This is a genomic window from Streptomyces sp. NPDC005728 (assembly GCF_040630895.1).
Taxonomy (GTDB): Bacteria; Actinomycetota; Actinomycetes; order Streptomycetales; family Streptomycetaceae; genus Streptomyces.
On sequence record NZ_JBEXYL010000074.1, the window covers coordinates 24,526 to 41,989 of the forward strand.

General features: G+C 70.0%; 14 protein-coding genes and 8 pseudogenes. 10 read left to right on the plus strand and 12 right to left on the minus strand.

The features are described from left to right. Window positions 1-42: 42 nt before the first annotated feature. Both ABZ471_RS35160 and ABZ471_RS35165 read left to right on the plus strand, forming a co-directional pair. A complete protein-coding gene (locus tag ABZ471_RS35160) occupies window positions 43-915 on the plus strand; it encodes a hypothetical protein (protein WP_359072296.1) in 873 nt (290 codons plus the stop codon). A gap of 316 nt (window positions 916-1,231) precedes the next feature. After that, a pseudogene (locus ABZ471_RS35165) lies at window positions 1,232-1,613 on the plus strand (sugar nucleotide-binding protein); the annotation flags it as partial. A 219-nt stretch (window positions 1,614-1,832) separates the two neighbouring features. On the opposite strand, the gene ABZ471_RS35170 reads toward ABZ471_RS35165, so the two are convergent. Then, window positions 1,833-2,237: a helix-turn-helix domain-containing protein gene (locus tag ABZ471_RS35170; protein ID WP_359072297.1), complete on the minus strand. Its 405-nt coding sequence runs from the start codon at window positions 2,235-2,237 to the stop codon at window positions 1,833-1,835. Window positions 2,238-2,338: 101 nt separating this feature from the next. Here ABZ471_RS35170 and ABZ471_RS35175 point away from each other — a divergent pair, with 101 nt between their 5' ends. Further along, window positions 2,339-3,262: an alpha/beta fold hydrolase gene (locus ABZ471_RS35175; RefSeq protein ID WP_359072298.1), complete on the plus strand. Its 924-nt coding sequence runs from the start codon at window positions 2,339-2,341 to the stop codon at window positions 3,260-3,262. 296 nt (window positions 3,263-3,558) lie between these two features. Here the strand turns inward: ABZ471_RS35175 and ABZ471_RS35180 are convergent, their stop codons facing one another. The 3 genes and pseudogenes from ABZ471_RS35180 to ABZ471_RS35190 form a co-directional block, all read right to left on the minus strand. After that, window positions 3,559-4,704, minus strand: a complete 1,146-nt coding sequence (locus ABZ471_RS35180) for an alpha-hydroxy acid oxidase (RefSeq protein WP_359072300.1) — start codon at window positions 4,702-4,704, stop codon at window positions 3,559-3,561. Between the two features lie 191 nt (window positions 4,705-4,895). After that, window positions 4,896-5,273 (minus strand): annotated as a pseudogene (locus ABZ471_RS35185) (IS5/IS1182 family transposase); the annotation flags it as partial. A gap of 848 nt (window positions 5,274-6,121) precedes the next feature. Continuing rightward, window positions 6,122-6,464: pseudogene (locus ABZ471_RS35190) on the minus strand (transposase); the annotation flags it as partial. Window positions 6,465-6,544: 80 nt separating this feature from the next. Here ABZ471_RS35190 and ABZ471_RS35195 point away from each other — a divergent pair. Then, window positions 6,545-7,324 (plus strand): hypothetical protein, encoded by a 780-nt coding sequence (locus tag ABZ471_RS35195; protein WP_359072302.1) that lies wholly within the window; start codon window positions 6,545-6,547, stop codon window positions 7,322-7,324. Here the strand turns inward: ABZ471_RS35195 and ABZ471_RS35200 are convergent. After that, on the minus strand, window positions 7,257-8,624 hold the full coding sequence (locus tag ABZ471_RS35200) for a tannase/feruloyl esterase family alpha/beta hydrolase (protein WP_359072303.1): 1,368 nt from the start codon (window positions 8,622-8,624) through the stop codon (window positions 7,257-7,259). The genes ABZ471_RS35195 and ABZ471_RS35200 overlap by 68 nt on opposite strands. A gap of 209 nt (window positions 8,625-8,833) precedes the next feature. On the opposite strand from ABZ471_RS35200, the gene ABZ471_RS35205 reads away from it, so the two are divergent. Further along, a complete protein-coding gene (locus ABZ471_RS35205) occupies window positions 8,834-10,090 on the plus strand; it encodes a sensor histidine kinase (protein ID WP_359072305.1) in 1,257 nt (418 codons plus the stop codon). Next, entirely contained in the window at window positions 10,087-10,782 is a 696-nt protein-coding gene (locus tag ABZ471_RS35210; protein WP_359072306.1) for a response regulator transcription factor, read from the plus strand. The genes ABZ471_RS35205 and ABZ471_RS35210 overlap by 4 nt, the downstream gene beginning before the upstream one ends. Window positions 10,783-10,849: 67 nt before the next feature. Here ABZ471_RS35210 and ABZ471_RS35215 read toward each other — a convergent pair. Continuing rightward, window positions 10,850-11,333, minus strand: a pseudogene (locus ABZ471_RS35215) (molybdopterin-binding protein); the annotation flags it as partial. Window positions 11,334-11,508: 175 nt separating this feature from the next. Between ABZ471_RS35215 and ABZ471_RS35220 the strand changes: the two are divergent. After that, on the plus strand, window positions 11,509-11,727 hold the full coding sequence (locus tag ABZ471_RS35220) for a hypothetical protein (RefSeq protein ID WP_359072308.1): 219 nt from the start codon (window positions 11,509-11,511) through the stop codon (window positions 11,725-11,727). A gap of 257 nt (window positions 11,728-11,984) precedes the next feature. Here ABZ471_RS35220 and ABZ471_RS35225 read toward each other — a convergent pair. Further along, a pseudogene (locus ABZ471_RS35225) lies at window positions 11,985-12,245 on the minus strand (transposase family protein); the annotation flags it as partial. A 125-nt stretch (window positions 12,246-12,370) separates the two neighbouring features. On the opposite strand from ABZ471_RS35225, the gene ABZ471_RS35230 reads away from it, so the two are divergent. Together ABZ471_RS35230 and ABZ471_RS35235 are read left to right on the plus strand one after the other, a co-directional pair. Next, a complete protein-coding gene (locus ABZ471_RS35230; protein ID WP_359072310.1) occupies window positions 12,371-12,892 on the plus strand; it encodes a hypothetical protein in 522 nt (173 codons plus the stop codon). Further along, window positions 12,889-13,869: a hypothetical protein gene (locus ABZ471_RS35235; protein ID WP_359072312.1), complete on the plus strand. Its 981-nt coding sequence runs from the start codon at window positions 12,889-12,891 to the stop codon at window positions 13,867-13,869. The genes ABZ471_RS35230 and ABZ471_RS35235 overlap by 4 nt, the downstream gene beginning before the upstream one ends. Before the next feature lie 213 nt (window positions 13,870-14,082). Here the strand turns inward: ABZ471_RS35235 and ABZ471_RS35240 are convergent, their stop codons facing one another. Both ABZ471_RS35240 and ABZ471_RS35245 read right to left on the minus strand, forming a co-directional pair. Continuing rightward, window positions 14,083-14,733, minus strand: coding sequence for a response regulator transcription factor (locus ABZ471_RS35240; protein WP_359072313.1), 651 nt, complete (start codon window positions 14,731-14,733; stop codon window positions 14,083-14,085). Continuing rightward, window positions 14,721-15,932: a histidine kinase gene (locus tag ABZ471_RS35245; RefSeq protein ID WP_359072318.1), complete on the minus strand. Its 1,212-nt coding sequence runs from the start codon at window positions 15,930-15,932 to the stop codon at window positions 14,721-14,723. The genes ABZ471_RS35240 and ABZ471_RS35245 overlap by 13 nt, the downstream gene beginning before the upstream one ends. Before the next feature lie 175 nt (window positions 15,933-16,107). On the opposite strand from ABZ471_RS35245, the gene ABZ471_RS35250 reads away from it, so the two are divergent. Then, window positions 16,108-17,031 carry a hypothetical protein gene (locus ABZ471_RS35250; protein WP_359072314.1) on the plus strand — a complete coding sequence of 308 codons (924 nt, stop codon included), beginning with the start codon at window positions 16,108-16,110 and terminating at the stop codon, window positions 17,029-17,031. 55 nt (window positions 17,032-17,086) lie between these two features. On the opposite strand, the pseudogene ABZ471_RS35255 reads toward ABZ471_RS35250, so the two are convergent. From ABZ471_RS35255 to ABZ471_RS35265, 3 pseudogenes are all read right to left on the minus strand, one after another. After that, window positions 17,087-17,158, minus strand: a pseudogene (locus ABZ471_RS35255) (DNA-binding response regulator); the annotation flags it as partial. A gap of 27 nt (window positions 17,159-17,185) precedes the next feature. After that, window positions 17,186-17,369 (minus strand): annotated as a pseudogene (locus tag ABZ471_RS35260) (epoxide hydrolase); the annotation flags it as partial. A gap of 14 nt (window positions 17,370-17,383) precedes the next feature. Further along, window positions 17,384-17,464 (minus strand): annotated as a pseudogene (locus ABZ471_RS35265) (IS5/IS1182 family transposase); the annotation flags it as partial.

The window sequence follows — 17,464 nt, forward strand, 5'->3', positions numbered from 1 at the left end:
GTTCCGCATCTGGGGGAATTCGTCGAAGGGGAGCTCGGACGTGTGCTGCGCGCCCTCAGCGTGGCCGACCGGGACGGGGATCACGCCGGGTTCAGCGCACTGTGCCGACGGCACGCCGCAGAACTCGACGCCGACCGGGACGTATGGCTGAGCGTGCCCCGGGAACTGCGTGAGAGCTTCCGCAGCGACATGGAGGCCATGCGGCCCTTCATGCTGACGGGTCAGCGGATCGCGCGCGAGTTGGACGGGTTGGGCCATCCCTCCGCGCTGCGCCAACTGTCGGGAGCCGACGAGCCGGGCAACCCCATGGAGAAGCTCCACGAGGCTGATGTCCTCGCCGAGGACGGGGAGTTCGAGGCCGCCGACACACTGCTCCGCGAAGAGCTCGGCGAAGGGCTGGCCGACGACGGCTGGGTGGCGCTCATTCACTCCCGCATGGCCACGCACGCGGCCATGCGGAACGACCTCGACACAGCCATCGAGCACGCGTGCCGTGCGCACGAACTGGCACGGCGTTCGGGTCATCGGAGCATGGCGCGAGCCGCCGAAGTCCTCGACGACCTGCTCACCGCCCGCGAGATACGACGCGGCACCACCGACGGACGCCGGCTGGGTGCCTGCCGGGAGGCCCTGACACACGCGCAGCGGCTCAGCGACCGAGCCCTGTTCGTGGAGAGCAACCGGGCACTGCTGCGGCTCCTCGACGAACTGGACGCATACCCCGAGGACGCCCCCGCCCGCCGCTTCCTCGGCAAGCTCTGGGGCCTGCTGGGCGTGAACCACTTCCACCTCGGCGACCGCGACGAGGCCCGGGCATGGACCCGCAAGGCCCTGCACGAGTGCCGGCTGCGCGGGGACCGCGTCGGCGAGGAGGTCTACGAGGCCAACCTGAAGGAGATCGACCGTAGGGAGTAGTCAGCATTGCCCCAGGATGCCGAGCGCCTCATGAGCAGCGTCCGTGATAGCGGGTCCTCTTCACGCTGCGGCTGGGTCGTCCCTGCCACGCGACCGCCCTCCTGCAGGCCCTGCTCGTCCTGACGAGCAGCGAAGTACAGCGGTGACGGACGATATCCCCGAGACGATCAACGCCCTGGCCCGCAACGAGCACTCAGCCGCCACCCACACCAGCCCCGTAACCAGCAATTTCAAGACGAAGCTTCCTCATTGGTGTTCCTGGCATCGGCTGCTGACGTCGGCGGCGTAGGCGGCCCGGTCCCCAGCGGATGCCTGCTCCGGGTCCAGCGTCAGCTACGACGAGTGGCGGCTGCCCGATCCTCTCACCCCCCTACGGCGCGGCAAAGGCGGCGGCCGAGACCGGCGTCCGCCTCGTGTACGCGGGCGCCGTCATCGCTCGCACTTCGCTGATCATCGGCGATGAGCGTTCCGAACATGTGCAGGCGGTACACGACCTGGTCTCGGGAAGGCGAGACGGAGTGCTCTTCACGGACGACGTCCGCTGCCCCGTCCCTGTGGGAGATCTGGCCGCCGCCCTCCTGGAGCTGGCCGCCCCCGACGCCCACGGCGTGCGCCACCTGGCGGGAGCCGATGCCCTCAGCCGTCACGAACTCGGCGTCCTCATCGCCCGGCGTGACAGGCCCGACGCCTCCCGCCTGCGGGCGGGCGAGCCCGCCGCAACCGACGCCTCAGTGATCTCGGTACTCGAACACGCCCAACCGGACCCCCCCTTCTCCATGCACCTGGTCCATGAGCACCGCCTGACCGGACCGGCCGGCCGGGCACGCGCCTGGACAACACGCTGGAATTCAGGTGGTGAAGCGTCCGAGGGCCCGAAAGATGCCGCCTCAGGGAACCCGTCGTGCGGCGGAGCCGGTTCAGCTCTGGTCGGTCGCGTCCTGTTCGGCGTGGCGGTGAGTGTCGATCTCGGCCATGTGTTCCTCGGCCCAGGACCGGAGCACGGCGAGCGGCACCTCCAGAGACAGCCCCAGTGCGGTGATCCGGTAGTGCACGCGCGGAGGGACGGTCGGCTCGACTCGGCGGGCAACCAGGCCGTCGTGGGTGAGGTTGCGCAGGGTCGCCGACAGCATCTTCTGCGACACGCCGGGCATCCTGCGCTGGAGCTCGGCGAAGCGCACCTCCTGCGGGTCGGCCTCGGACAGCACCTTGATCGCCATGGACGTCCATTTCGTGCCGATCCTGTCGAGCAGCCGGCGCGTCGGGCAGTCCGGGTCGAAGAGGTCCCCGCGTGTAGCGAGGGGACCTGTGGGGCGGGTGGTCACCTGGAGCTCACCGCCTTTCGGGAAAGTGCCGTCTTGGTAGGCCGAGTCTAGTCACCTAGGTTCAGGTTGTAACCATCAGTTATCACCTTGGAGCTGCTGTGATGTCCCACGCTTCGACGCCGCCACCCATCAACCGCGCCGACGATCCGGGCGCGGATCCGGACGTCGAGATACGCACCGTCGCCGTAGACGGCGTGGCGTTCAAGGTCGCCCTCGCAGGCGAGGGTCCCGCCCTCCTGCTGCTGCACGGCTTCCCCCACACCTGGGAACTGTGGCGGACGGTCATCGGCCCGCTGTCCCGGCACCACCGGGTGATCGCACCGGACCTGCGGTGGCTGGCCACCGGCCAAGAAGCCTCCACGGGAGGGCCCGCGGGAGCGGCGTACGACGCCGCGACGCTCGCGCGGGACGCCGAGTACCTGCTGGAAGCACTCGGCGCCACACGCGCAGCGGTAGCCGGCATCGACGCGGGAGCCCCTCCCGCCTTCCTGCTCTCCCTGCGACGCCCCGACCTCGTCCGCCGCCTGGTCCTGATGGAGTCACTCCTCAGCGGAGTGCCGAGCGACGACGGGGAGCCCCTGGCAGGCGGGCCCAGGTGGTGGTTCGGATTTCACTCCGAACCCGGCCTCGCGGAGTCCGTGCTGACCGGCCACGAGGACCAGTACATCGGCTGGTTCCTCGACAACGGCACCCTCGGTCGCGGCGTCCCCGCCGCGCTCCGCGAGGCATTCATCGCCGCCTACACCGGTGAGAGCGCCCTGCACCGCGCCTTCTCCTACTACCGCGCCCTGCCTGCCAGCGCCCGGCAACTCCGGGACGCCACCCTGACAGCCCGGCTCACGATACCCACCATGGCCATCGGAGCGCACCCCGTCGGTGCCGCGCTCGAACAGCAACTGCGCCCGATCACCGACAACCTCATCGGCCATGTCCTCGAAGACTGCGGCCACATCATCCCACTGGACCGCCCCGACGCCCTGCTGGCACTGCTCCAGCCGTTTCTGGCCGCCGACATCGCCACGTGAGGGGGCCGCAGCCATGTCTCCGGGCGCGGACCGGGGGCCCGTGGTCGTCGCGGACGCCGGGAACACCGTGAACCGATTCACCGGACGACCCGTAGGACTCCGATGCGGCGGCCCGCCTCACGGTCGTCAAACCCGTCACCGGATCTGCTCCCCCTAACGGTGAACGAAGTCCGGAAGATCTGGAACCGCATCGTGCAAGCACCGAAGGCTTCCCTGCAACGGGCAGAGAACCGGTCGATCTGGCAACGAAGAAGTAGCACCAGGGCCCGCATCAGCCACCAACGGAGACGCGGCCATCACGAAGTGTCGTCGGCGCGGTCAGAGGAGCGGTGGGGTGCCAGGCGCAGCAGGCTCGCGTCCACGGATGGAAGGTCTGTACGTCCGCAGAGGGCCATGGCGGTCTCCAGCTCGGTGCCCAGGATAGAAAGCACGTCCCGTGCGCCCTCGGTTCCCGAGACGGCCATGCCCCACAACACGGGTCGGCCCACCAGCACCGCCCGGGCGCCCAAAGCGAGGGCGACCAGCACGTCCGAGCCGCGGCGGATGCCCCCGTCGATGAGAACCTCACAGCGACCGGCGACGGCAGAGACCACTTCGGGGAGCGCGTCGAGAGCGGTGACCGCGCCGTCCAGCTGACGGCCGCCGTGATTGGACACCACGATCGCGGCTACCCCCAGATCGGCTGCGTGGACGGCGTCCTCGGCCGTGAGGACGCCCTTGAGGACGATCGGAAGCCGGGTCAGCGAGCGCAGCCAGGCCAGATCGTCCCAGGTGAAGGCGGGGTCGATGCGCCGGGCCATCTGCGCGGACAGCTCGGCCGAAAAGCCGTCAGCAGGGGTGTGGGGGAAGTTCGCCGGTGCCAGATTCGGGGGGAGGGCGAAGGCGTTGCGCATATCCCGTACCCGACGCCCCCGAACCGGGGCATCCACGGTGACGACGAGGGCCCGGTACCCGGCCGCCTCGGCCCTCTTGACCAGATCCTCACTGACCCTGCGATCCCGGAAGACGTACAACTGCATCCACAACGGTCCCCGCGCTACCTGTGCGACGTCCTCGAGTCGCCTGGTGGCGAACGTGCTGACCACCATCAGCGTGCCCGCCTCTCCCGCGGCGCGGGCGCAGGCCGGCTCGGCTTCGGGCGTGACCAGTTCCTGGAAGCCGGTGGGGGCGATGGCGATGGGCAGGGCGACCGGGGAACCGAGCAGTGTGGTGCGCATGTCGCAGCGGGAGACGTCGACGAGAACGCGCGGGCGAAGTCGGTAGCGCCGGTAGCCGGCCAGGTTCTCCCGTAGGGTCGTCTCGTCACCGCTGCCGCCGTCGATGTAGTCCCAGGCAGAGGACTCGACCAGGCAACGCGCCGCAGAGTGGTAGTCGTCCAGCGTGACCATCCTCCGGCCGCCGGATTTAAAGGAGTTGCTGGAGTCGTCCTTGTCGGCCGCCATGACGATCACCTCACCAAGCCCGCCCACCAGTGGGCAAGCCCGATTCCGGCCACCCCAAGCCACAGCTGGGTACCGACTGACGGCGGCCATGCCAAGCTGGGTATTCGGTGAATTCCGTGAAGCTGGTCAATGGGCCTGACAATCCGGTCGGGGAAGCCGCCTGACTCGGTGTCGGGTCCAGACGAGGCTACGGCGAGGCGGAGCGCGGCCTGGCAAGCGATGGCGAGAATGCCGGCTCGTATGGCCAGGCCGCGCCACTGACTGAGATGGTTGACGCACCGGTCGACTGCGTTGCGCTCCTTGTATGCCTCAGCGTCGGAGCCGGGCGGCCGGTCTCCGGCTCCGCCTCACCCAAGACGGTGAGCGATCCGGTCGGCGGGCTATGGGATGACGGCCCGGATGCCACGGCGACGCAGACACCCACGGATCACGCGGCATGAGCAGGCGCGATCGGCGAGGACTATCGCGGGCCGGGTTCTCGGCCTTGCGAGGCCGCTTCGTGGAACCCGGATCCTGGCCATGACCGCCTCAAGGGCCAGCGCGTCACCTACCTGTCCTGCGGTGATATAGTCCCGCCCTCGGCAGCCCTGTCAGGTAGATCTTATTGTCATCGGCGACGTCCGGCCTGCCCGGCGTCTTAGGGCAGTCAAGGACCAGTCGGGAAGGGACCGCGGAGACGGTAGACGCTGTCCATCCCAAGGGTCGAGGAGTTCCTCCCTCAGTCTGAGTACGGCGTCAGAGAGACTCAACGAGTCCACCAGATGCCTCAACGGCGTGATCTCGTCTCGGATCTCGTCACGCTTTTCGCGAGTAATTGTCAATATGCATGGATGAGCTGGCCTGGGTAGGGCTTGTTTAGTTAGTCGGCCGCGAGGTTGCTGGGTTCCTCCCCGCGATACGGTATCCACCGGTATCCGGGCTGGAACACTTCGTAGTCGGTGCTCGGGTCGAGTTCCGCATGCAGCTTTTCGCAGAGCACGAGCCCGTGGATGCTGCCGTCGTTCAGTTCGTCAGACCACTCGCACCTGAGCTCAGCAGGGTCCAGGAGTGATTCCGGATCCCAGCCGACCTTCGCGGCGACGTATCCGTGGAACTGCGCGAGCAGTTCGTAGAGTTGGTGTCCCAGTTCGGTCAGCTCTGCTGCGGTGAGCTGGAATCTGGGGAGGCTACCGTCCAGGCCACAACCCCAGCTGACGGCCACGGGCAGGATCGAGAGCTCGATGTATGAGCCCACCTTCGCCAGCATCGGCGGGTGGAGAGGGATGCGGTGGGCGCCCGCGCGAAGCACCCATGGCTTGGGGTCGATGCGGGCGGCCGCCTGTGCCGCCTCGGCGTCGTCGCCAAAGTTCACCACGAGCATGAAACAGGTCGCCACGTCTCTTCTGCCTCCCCAACTCCACGCAGCCCGCGTTTCAGTACGTTCGACGAGGATGCCATTCTCGAACCTGGCCCCCGCACGGACCAGGGGCACAAGGTGAGATCCGGTGATCGCCCGCCAGCGGGCCTGGGCGGCTTCCACGAGCTTGAATACCATCGCGAGGGCCGCAGCCGGGCTTCCGGCCCCGCGGGTGACCTTGGTCCGTAGCTTGACCGTGGAGAACGTCGACTCAATCGGGTTCGTGGTCCGCAGATGGACCCAGTGCTCGGCGGGGAAGTCGTAGAACGCCAGCAGGCTCGTCAAGGTCGTCGGTGATCTTCACGACGGCTTTGGGCCATTTGGTGCCGTAGTCCTTCGCGAACGCGCGGGCCGCCTGCGGCCTGGCCCGCTCACCGCATGCGGGCCCTTGTCAGACCTGTTAGCCACAGCAGGTCCAGCAGGGTCCCGTCGGCGAGCGGCCCGGTGGCAACCCACAACTTTGAGCGCCTCTTCGCCCGAGCCGGGCTTCGCCGCGTTCCTGGCGGGCCGCATCGGCACACCTGGATTAACGAATCCCGCGCCTGGTTCGTCACCACCGCCGGGGCCGCCGCCGAATCCGGCGACGATCGCCTGCACGCGTGGGTCCTCGCCCGCGAGGCGATGGTCCCTCTCAACTACGGCGCCCCGAAGGCGGCGGCCGACCTCGCCGAACAGGCCCGCCGCATCGCCGACGCCCGCCCGACCGCCACGGCGACGTTGGCGCCCGCTGTCGCCATCCGCGCCTACGCGCTCAGCCACCAGCCCGAACAAGCCCGCGCCGCACTCACGGCCGCCGACGCCCTCATGAACCGCCTCCCCGGCAGCGAGCAGTCGGACACGTGGCTGACCTACAGCGAAAAGAAGCACTGCGTCCACGTGAGTCATGCATACACCACGCTCGCCGACACCCGCCGCGCCCGCGCGAGCCAGCATCGCGCCCTGGAACTCTCCAAATCGACCAGCACCATGACCCGCACGCTGCTGAACATCGACGCCGCCTCCTGCGCCCACCACGACGGCGGCGACGAGCAGGCCTGCCACCGTACGGTCGTCGCCCTGACCGGACTCCCATCCGGACGCAGCGTCACTGCCGCCTTTGACGGCACAGGCGGGCGCCGGCCCCCGAGGGAGACCGGCGCCCGCGCAGCCCGGGTGGTCAGAGGGTGCAGCCGGTGGTCGTGTTGCCGGTGGGCAGGGGCACGGTGCGGCTGGGCGGCGGGGTGACACCGCGTTCGGTCCACGCCACCAGGTCGTCGAAGGCCGCGGTGAAGCAGGACTGCATCGGCCGGACGACCTTCGGCGCGAGGTCGTAGAAGCCGTCGGTGTGGGTGCCGTTCTCGATCCGGTAGTACCTGTGCAGGTCGCCGCGGCCGGAGTCGTTCACCATCCGGTCGTACACGTCGCCGGTCCGGGTGATCGGCAGCAGAACGTCGAAGGTGCCCTGGATGGTGATCAGAGGCCGGGTGATGCGGCCGGTCAGCGAGACTCGCTCGACCGCGTCGTGAACCCTGTCGGGCCGGGAGGCGTAGTCGTAGTCGGTGTCGCAGCCGGCGCCCGTCCCCTCGGGGCAGAACGGGGTGCCGGCCTGGATGGCGCCGTCGTAGTCGGGGTCGAGCTCCTCGCGGATGATGCGCTGCAGCGAATCCCACTGGGGGTAGTGGGCCGCCCACAGGTCCTCGGAGCCCTTGGGATACCCCTCGGCGTACATGGCCTCGGCCGCGCCGGGCTCGTGCCGCGCCCAGCGGGGGTAGGTGCGCAGGGCAGGGGGCAGGTTGGTCAGCAGGTTGGGCTCGTCCCGGGTGAGCAGCAGGCCGTTCCAGTCGATACCGCCCGAGTAGAGCTGCGGGAAGTGCTCGATCTGCCAGCGCACCAGGTAGCCGGCGGCAGAAAGACCGGCAGCGTACGTCCGGGTGGGCGCCTTGCCGTAGTGCTTGACAGCCACCTGCTTCGCGGCGACGGTCAGTTGGGCGACCCGCAGGTGCCACTCCATCATCGCGTCGCCCGGCTTCACGCCGTCCTTGTACAGCTCGGGGCCCGAGTTGCCCTTGTCGGTGGCGGCGTACGCGAAGCCCTTCGCCAGCACCTGGTCGCTGATGATCTGGTCGTTGGCGTACTGACGCCGTACGCCGGGCGGGCCGGCGACGACCAGGCCGCCGTTCCAGTGCTCGGGCAGCCGGATCACGAACTGGCTGTCGTGGTTCCAGCCGTGGTTGGTGTTGGTGGTGGAGGTGTCCGGGAAGTAGCCGTCGAGCTGGATGCCCGGCACGTGTGAGGGGTTGACGGTGTGCAGCGCCTGGAGGTTCTCGTAGTCCTTCGGGTTGGTGAGGCCGACCGGAAGGCCGGTCGTGGTCAGGTCGTCCAGGCAGTGGCTGACCAGGCGCTCCGCGCCGGGGACGCGCAGCCGCTGCCCTTCGCAGGCCGGACCGGCGGCGCTCGCCCCGACTGCGGGGAGGAGGCCGACCGCCAGCAGGGCGGGCAGGAGCGTGACGAGGGGGCGCCAACGTCGGGGCATCGGGCGGGACATGGGTCCAACACTCCTTGGGATGGGTGGTGCGGTTGATCGGGACAGGCAGACCGTAGGCCGCGCGGCCGGATGTCGAGGAGTGCCGGACGGTCACTCCTCCCGACATCCGGCACCCCGCCGCGGCCGCCTCCCTGCCGATCGGCACATGACCTGTGGCCATACCTCGGGCGAGACCTGCACCCAGCGGCTGCGGTCCCGTATCGTCCCTGGTGAAGAGCTACTCGGAGGGGGAACGGATGGCCTCGCCGCCGACCGCCGTGCCGTGGATTCCGCCCGTGCTCTACACGGCGGTCCTGGCCGGTGGGATCTACCACACCGCCGTGTCGGACGGTCCCGTGCACCTCGGGCGCGCCGCGGGCTTCGTGGCGGGCCTGGTCCTGCTCCTCACTCTCGAACTCGTCCAACGGCGCCGCTGGTCGACGAGCACCCCCGCCCGTCCGGCGGCGGCCCTGCTGGCCGCCCGCCTCGTGCTGTTCTCGGCCGTCGCCGTGCTGGACGGCTCGGGTGTCTCGCGCGCCCTGTTCGTCCTGGTGCCGTTCACCGCCTACCTCGCTTTCGGCCGACGGACCGGGCTGGTCTGCGGTGCGGGCTGCGTCGTCCTGCTGGTCACCGGCTACACACTGTGGGTGCCCCGGTGGTGGGTGCGGGCGGAGTACGTCTCCGACCTGCTGATGTTCGGCCTGGGTCTGGCGCTGGCCGTGTCGATGGCAGCCGTCGCCGTGCGGGAGCAGCAGGGGCGGGCACGGCTGGAAGGCGTCCTGACCGAGCTGGCGAGCTCCCACGCGCGACTGTCCGAGTACGCCCTGCGGGTGGCCGAGCTGTCCACGGCCGACGAGCGCAACCGGGTCGCCCGGGAGATCCACGACAGCCTCGGGCACCATCTCACCGCCGTCGCCATCCAGTTGGAGAAGGCCGAGGCGTTCCGGGAGCTCGACCCGCAGGCCTCGGCCAAGGCGGTGTCGGACGCCCGCTGGTCCGCCGGGCGCGCGCTCACGGAGGTCCGCGAGTCCGTGAGCGCGCTGCGCGACGCCCGGCCCTTCTCCCTCACCCGCGCGCTCACCGACCTGGTCCGCCACCTCGGCGACGACCACCTGACCGTGACCCTGCACATCACCGGGGACGAAACCGAGTACGACGCCGAATCGCTCACCGCCCTGTACCGGGCCGCACAGGAGGCGCTCACCAACGCCCACCGGCACGGGCGGGCGACCCGCATCGACGTCACGGCCGCCTACGGCCAGTCCACGGCCCGGCTGATCGTCGCCGACAACGGGCGGGGCTTCACCGCCTCCACGGCCGCGCGTCCGAGCGGCACCGGCTTCGGGATCCGCGGTATGCGCGAGCGAGTCGAACTCATCGGCGGGCGCGTCGACATCGACGACCGCTCGACACCCCCGGCCGCCGGCGGAGTGGTGGTCACCGTCACCGTCCCGCGCAGCCCGCTGCTCGCGGGGAGCGTCGCATGAGCAGCCCCGAGGATCCCGGTGCGCCGGTGCGCGTCCTGGTCGTCGACGACCAGGAGCTCGTCCGTGAGGGGATCGCCTCCCTGCTGGGCATCCAGCCGGGCATCACCGTCGTCGCCACCGCGTGCGACGGACCGCAGGCCGTCGAGGCCGCCGTCACCCACCGACCGGACGTCGCCCTGGTCGACGTCCGGATGCCCGGCATGGACGGCATCGACACCACCGCCGTCCTCGCCACCCGGGTGCCCTCCTGCAGAGTCGTCATGCTGACCACCTTCGACGACCAGGACTACGTCGCCCGAGCACTCAGGGCCGGCGCCGTCGGCTACCTGCTCAAGAACCTCCCCTCCGCCGAACTCGCCCGCTCCGTACGCCTCGTCCACGCCGGCGTCGCCCAGCTCGACACCTCGGTGATGGCCCGCCTCGCCGCCGCCTTGACAGCCCCCGGTCCGGCAATCCCCGCGCCGGAGCCGGCACCCGGCCCCCAGGGCCCGGGCCCGGGCGAGGCACTGACCGCACGCGAGGTGGACGTGCTGCGCCTGATCGCGGGCGGCTCGACCAACCGGGAGATCGCCTCGCGGCTCTTCCTCAGCGAAGGCACCGTCAAGAACCACATCTCCCGCATCCTCGGCCGCCTCAACCTCCGCGACCGCACCCAGGCCGCCCTGTACGCCCACGACCACGGCCTGCTCTGAACGAAGCCGCTCGGAGAAACAGGTCGGCATCCATCCGATCAGCCCCTGCAACACGCAGCCGACCCGATCACTGGCCGAGTACGTCCATAACCTCGACGGTGGCGCCGGCGGCGACCCCACCCGGCGGAACCACCGCGAGGCCATCGGCGAGCGCCGGTCCGCGCAGCATCGCCGGCCCGGCGAACGCGAGCAGCACCGCGGTGCGCGCCACGAGCCCCACCGGCTGCAACCGGGTGTCCCGCGGAGGGCCCGGTATTCGGCAGCGGCAATGGCGGGGCGGGTCCGGCCGTCCGGCCAGCCGCCTGAGCAGCGGCAGGGCCAGGGTCACCGTGCCCGCGACGGCGGCGAGGGGGTTGCCGGGCAGGCCGACCAGCCGACGGGCCCGGCCTTCGGCGGTGAGCGGCAGTTCCGCGAGCAACATCGGGTGGCCGGGGCGTACCACGACGGAGTCGACCAGCAGCCGGGCGCCCTACGTCGTGCAGGAAGTCCACTGGGCCGGCGGCGGTGCTCCCAGTGGTGACCACGACATCGGCGGGCGAGCCGCGCAGGGCTGCGCGCAGCAGCCCGGCGAGTACTACCAGAAGCACAAGGCAGCCCCTCCCCCGAAAAGGCCCGCGATGCCGAACTGGCCCGGCAGCTCTGGGACCGCAGTGCCACCATGCTGCCAAGCGGGCGACGCCAATACGGTCGGCACGCGTCACCACCGAGAACAACGAGGAGATCCGCGTGCCTGTTGACCCGAGCGACCCGGAAACCTTTCAGGAAGAAGACGACGCGGCGGAACTCTCTCAGGAGACGCCCGAGACAGACGCCGCCGAGCAGCACCCCGATGTTCGCCAGGACAGTGACGACTCGCTGACCCATGTCGACCCGGACGCTGCGAACGAAGCTGACATCGCCGAGCAGACCCGGGTTGTTGATCTGGACGAGGACGACTACAGGTAGTTCTTGCCCAACTCATGGGCGCGATCCATTGGTCTCGCGCCCGTGATTCATTTCGCCGCCCGCGGCTCGTGTCCTCGGTTCGCCGTGGTGTCCAGCCGGTTGGTGACCGTTGGTGGTCACCCGCGGAGTACCGGCTCGAGATAGCGCCGGCCTGAGCAGCCAGCTTGGCGGTGGTGACTTGGTGGTAGCCGAGGGCGTCGGCGACGACGGGGCGGGCATCCGTCTCGCTGAGCAAGGATGAATCTCACTGAGCCTCTTCAGCGTTGCCGCTCCAGGGTGAGAATGGCTTTGGCGATTGACTTCATGCGGTTGGGGCTGCAGCGGGACCTGCGGCAGATCCGCCAGGACTTCAGGCAGGCCACGCCTCGTTCGACCGGTGCCCGTGCCGCGGCCAGAGCCCGGTTGACGGTCTTCTCGGTAGGGGTGAGTTCCTGCAGGGGCCTGCGTTTGATGCGCGTGGTCAGCCAGGGGCCACCGCCCTGGTAGGCGAGATCGGCCAGGATAGGGACGCCCTGGCGACGAACACCACGCCCGCCAGTTCGCGACCGAGTTCCTCAGCCGTGCCGAGGTCGCGGCCACGATCCGCCGCTACCTGGAGGTCAAGCGGGCCACCGACCCCCTGCGGCACATCCCCGGCAACGAGTTGACCCGCGAGCAGTGGCAGGCCATGTGGGACGCGGATGACGAGCTGGGCGACCTCTACCGGCGCCTCGACCGTGCCTGCGCCCTCATCTACCTGCCGGACGGCTACCGGCCCCAGCGCCTGGACCACCTGGCCGAGCCCTACCGGGCCGGCAGGATCCTGCCGGATCCTCGCCAGCCCGCGCCGATGCCGGGCGACCTGCTCGTCGAGCACCACAACAGCCTGGGCGCCTCCCTCAAGCCGCTGTCGCGGATCCGGGCAGGCGAGCGCATCGAGGCCACGGTGACGATCGCCGCGGTGAGGCGCTTCGCCGGGCACGTACGTCTGCTGCTGGAGAGCGACGACGGCGAGACCGCGCACGCCCGGGTGTCAGCCAGCCGCTTCACCGCGGCCGAGCAGTCCCTCGGCCGTCAGCTCAAGGTCGGCGACCAGGTGCTGGTGCGCGGCTACGTCGAGAAGGAGCCCGCTCTGCGCCCCGCTGCCCGCAGCGTCGACGTCTGCTCGATCCGGGCAGCGGCATGAGCAGGGCCATCTCCCTGGTGCCCTCCGCCGCGCGCCACGCGCGGATGGCGGAGGACAGCAGGTCCACCCGCTACCTCGGAATGGCGGGGGAGGGGCAGGCGCTGCTGACCCGGTGGCGCGACGCCGACCTCGACTGGTCCGCCGACTCCGGCCGGGCCGGCCGCAACATCACCCGCCTGTGCAAGCGGCACTGGAAGGCCGCCGGGCCCGAGGCCGACGCCCACCTGGTCGACTACAGCGAGATCGTGGCCCGCTTCCCGCAGGTATACCGGCCGAACCTGCTGCGCCAGCAGTTGGACGAACTCGCCAAGGACTGCGAGTCGATCACCCGGTACCTCGGGAGCAACGAGCACTGGCACCCCGAGGTCAACGAGGCCTTCGGCGTCCCGTACCGCGACGGGAGCGACAAGGGCCACGACGTCCTCGGCGTCCGCGCCTGGTATCGGAGCATCCTCATGGACGGTGACCCCCGCCCGCTCAAGGAGTTCCCGGACTGGGAAGCCGAGCACGGCCGCCTGGCCGCCGGTGACATCACGTCCACCTCCACCGACGCCGAACTCGACCGCTGGGCCGACCTCGAAGAGAAGAACGCCGCACGACAGGGGTGGCGCCTGCTGGGAGCACGGGAGGCCGCCGCCGCTCACCGGGAGCAGCTGCGCGACCGAGGCTGGGACCGGCTGGCGGTCGTAGGCGCCGACATCGCCGAGTTGGAGAACTCGACGGACGCCGTGGACAAGAATCTGGAGACGACCCGCCAGGAGCGCCTGCATCTGGTTACGGCCGCGATCGGCTGGGGCCGCAGTGACAGCGAGATCGCCACCCGCGCCAGGGTGCCCCGTCGGGCGGTGTACGAACTCCGGGACACCGTGGCCGCAGCCCGCAGAAGTAGAGCGTGCCCGGGACTGCCGTTAACAGCCCCGGACACTGGATCATCGTCCCATCTGAAGCCCCGCCTCGTGCGGGGCTTCGGCCGTTGACTGGATCGTTCCCCCGAGCCGGGAACAACGCGGCAGTTGCCGAAGACTCCTCGCAGCGTGCCGTCCTCAAATACTCGGCAGGGGTGCGGTTCAGTCGCTTCCCGGCTCGTACGACTCGGGCACATAGTCGTCGAACGACGGCTCGTCGGGCGCATCAAGCTGGGCGTACAGTCGCGCTCGCGTCGTCGGCCATCGGCACTCTCCCGTAGCCGGTCAGTTCGGGGGCACCCCGAGGAATCGCAGCACGGCGAGGACGCGTCGGTGGTCGGCGTCGGCGGCGGGCAGGCCGAGTTTGGCGAAGATGTTGTTGATGTGCTTGGCGACCGCGCTGTCGCTGACCACCAGTGCCTCGGCGATCCCCGCGTTGGAGCGTCCCTCGGCCATCAGCGCCAGCACCTCCCGTTCACGGGGCGTCAGCCGCTCCAACGGGTCGCTGTGGCGGCGCAGCAGCAACTGGGCGACGACCTCGGGATCCAGCGCCGTGCCGCCGTCCGCGACCCGCCGTACCGCGGCGATGAACTCCTCCACGTCGGCGACACGTTGCTTGAGCAGGTAGCCGACACCGTTGGTGTGGGCGGTCAGCAGATCGGCCGCGTACCGCTCCTCCACGTACTGCGAGAGCAGAACCACCGCCGTTTGGGGCCACTGGCGGCGGATCACCAGCGCGGCGCGCACTCCCTCGTCGGTGAAGGCCGGTGGCATGCGGACATCGACCAGGGCAAGTTCGGGCCGGTGTTGCTCGACCGCGGTCAACAGGGCGTCCGCGTCACCCACGTCGGCTGCGATCATGAAGCCGGCCATCTCGAGCACCTTGACGAGCCCGACGCGCAGCAGCACCGAGTCTTCGGCGATCACAGCTCGCACGGCAGCTCCGCGGTGAGGGTGGTCGGGCCCCCGGCGGGGCTGCTGACGCGGAACGTTCCGTCGACGGAGCCGACGCGTTTGGCCAGTCCGTTCAGCCCACTGCCGGCTGAGGCGTCGGCGCCACCGCTCCCGTCGTCGGTGACGTTCACGCGCAGCACCTTCCCGATCCGTTCGACGGTCACCTCCGCGCGGGTGGCGCGGGCGTGCTTGGTGACGTTGGTCAGCGCCTCGGAGACCACGAAATAGGCGACCGACTCCACGACGGGCGCTGCTCGCTCTCCGATGTCGACGCGCAGGCCTACCGGCAACGGTACCCGGGCGGCCAGGCCGGACAACGCAGCGTCCAGTCCTCGGTCTTCGAGAACCGCGGGGTGCAACCCGCGGACCAAGTCGTTGAGTTCAGCGATGGCCTCCTTCGCCTCGCGGTGCGCCTCGTCGATGGCGGTGCGGGCATCGTCCGGCAGGTCGGTGAGGGTTGCCCTGGCCAGTCCCAGATTGACCGCGAGCGAGATCAGGCGCTGCTGGGTGCCGTCATGCAGGTCGCGTTCGATGCGGCGGCGCTCGCTGTCGACGGCTTCGATCAGGTCGGTGCGGCTCTCAGCCAGGTGCTCGACACGCTGCCGAAGCCGCTCGTTCCGGCTCGGCCCCAGCAGCGCCGGCGCGAGCCGGGCCTCGGTCCGGGCCGTCGCCCCGGCCAGCCAGGGTGCGCTGCACAGCAGCACGACGCCGCCGACGGTGCAGAAAAACGCCTGGTCCACCGGCAGCGCGGAGGCGTACCCGAAGACGGTGGCGCCCGCCACCGCCGCGGCCCACGCCGCGAGCACGAGCAGCTCCATAGCAGCCAGCAACGGCCCGAGCAGGAGGTGGTATCCGACCTGTCGCCAGGTCTGGGCCGAGGACAGCCACCGCAGGGCACGCCTAGGCCACCATCGTTCCGGCGTCGGCGTCAGCCGGGGGACGTCCACACCGAGTAACGCTCGATAACGGTGTCGTTGAACAACGGTGAGCGCCGGAACGCCGACGAGGAACAGCGCGAACGGTATCGGGACGACGGCCCACGCGTTCGCCTTCACGACGATGGTCACGCCCCAGACCCACTGCGACGCCAGGGCAAGGTGCAGCGGAATCCCGGCTGCCACGAAGCCGGTGTCCCGTCGCGCTCGAAGTAATGCGCGTCGCAGCGTCCGGGAACTCCTCATGACTCGACGGTAGAACGCCTGGTGACGCACATGCCATGCACCGTGCATCCGGATCGATGGTGAAGCCAGTACCACCCCCAAGTCGGACCTTCGCGTTACCGACGCGCGCACCCGCCGCAGGAAAGCTTGTCCATGTAAGGCACACAAGCCCGCATCCGGGAGGAGACGCAGCCCCATGGCCCTCGTCGATTCGGCAGCTTGCGGCGCTGCGGACGCGCTGCCCGCCGCCATCGCGGACGTGCTCTTCTTGTCGCGCACCGCTGTGCTGCGAGAGCAAGGCACCATCGACAGGAGGCGGTGGCCCGGCATGGCGTTGATCGGGTGCGGCCTCGCGCTGCTGCCCTGGCTGCTGGTGCTGGCGGCCGCGCTGCCCACCGCACCCAGCGTCCCGCACTGGTCGGCCGCGTGGGTGGGGCTGGATGCGCTGGAGGCCCTGGGCCTCACCGCCACCGGAGCACTGCTGCTGCGCCGGGATCCTCGGCACCCGCTCACCGCGGCGGCAACCGCCGCGCTGCTGATCGTCGACGCCTGGTTCGACATCGTCACCTCTGCCCGCGGAGCCGAACTCGCCGCAGCGATCGCGATGGCCGCCGTCGCGGAACTACCGATGGCGGCCTTGTGCGTCGTGCTGGCCACCGCTTCCTGCCGCCCCGGCTTCCCCGGCCACGATCGTCCGCCCCACCATCGCCGACCCGATGTCACTGCGGGTGCTGCCGCCACGCCCCCGCCCACACCTCTGGAGGAGACCACGATGACCGAGCAACCCCCGGCACCGGCAAAACGCCCCAAGCCCGCCGAGCGCCCGGAAGGCGGGGGCGAGAACGCCATCGTGGACCTGTTCGTCGAACGGCTCGGGGACCGGATCGACGACCGCGTCGCCGCGTCGTTCGACGAGTTGTGCGCCGAGCGGCTGGCGGAGCCCGGCCCTCTTCAGCGAGCTGTGGTCCGCGACCGAAGGGCGGAGCTCAGGGTCCTGTTGCTCTCACTGATCCTCGGCACCGTCGCAACAACCTTCACTCCCGGCGGGACCACCGCACTGCTCATCTCCTGGGCCGGACTGGTGGTCCTCAACCTCGCCTACCTCTTCCGCCCACGCTGACACCCGACTCGGTCCGTCCCCGGAGGCTCACACCAGCCGACGCGCCGTCGCCCACCCGGGCGGTGAGGGGCAGGACCTCCCGTCCGCGCTGGGTGAGGCGGTCGAGGCCCTCGTCGACCGGCGGGGCGCCGCCACGGAGTCGGCGTCGACAGCCTCATGACCAGGTACCGTTAGCGGCCAGCACTGCCGCGAGGCCGTCTTGCGGATCCTTGACGAAATACTCGGGGACCTCCAGCGACGGGAAAATGTCCCCCGGCTTCAGGTGCCCTCCATCGGACGATCCGTCGGAACCGCTCCTGTGCCCAGGCACGCGGACACTTCTCGATGTCGCGCGGGTACTCACTGAGCCTCTTCAGCGTTGCCGCTCCAGGGTGAGAATGGCTTTGGCGATTGACTTCATGCGGTTGGGGCTGCAGCGGGACCTGCGGCAGAT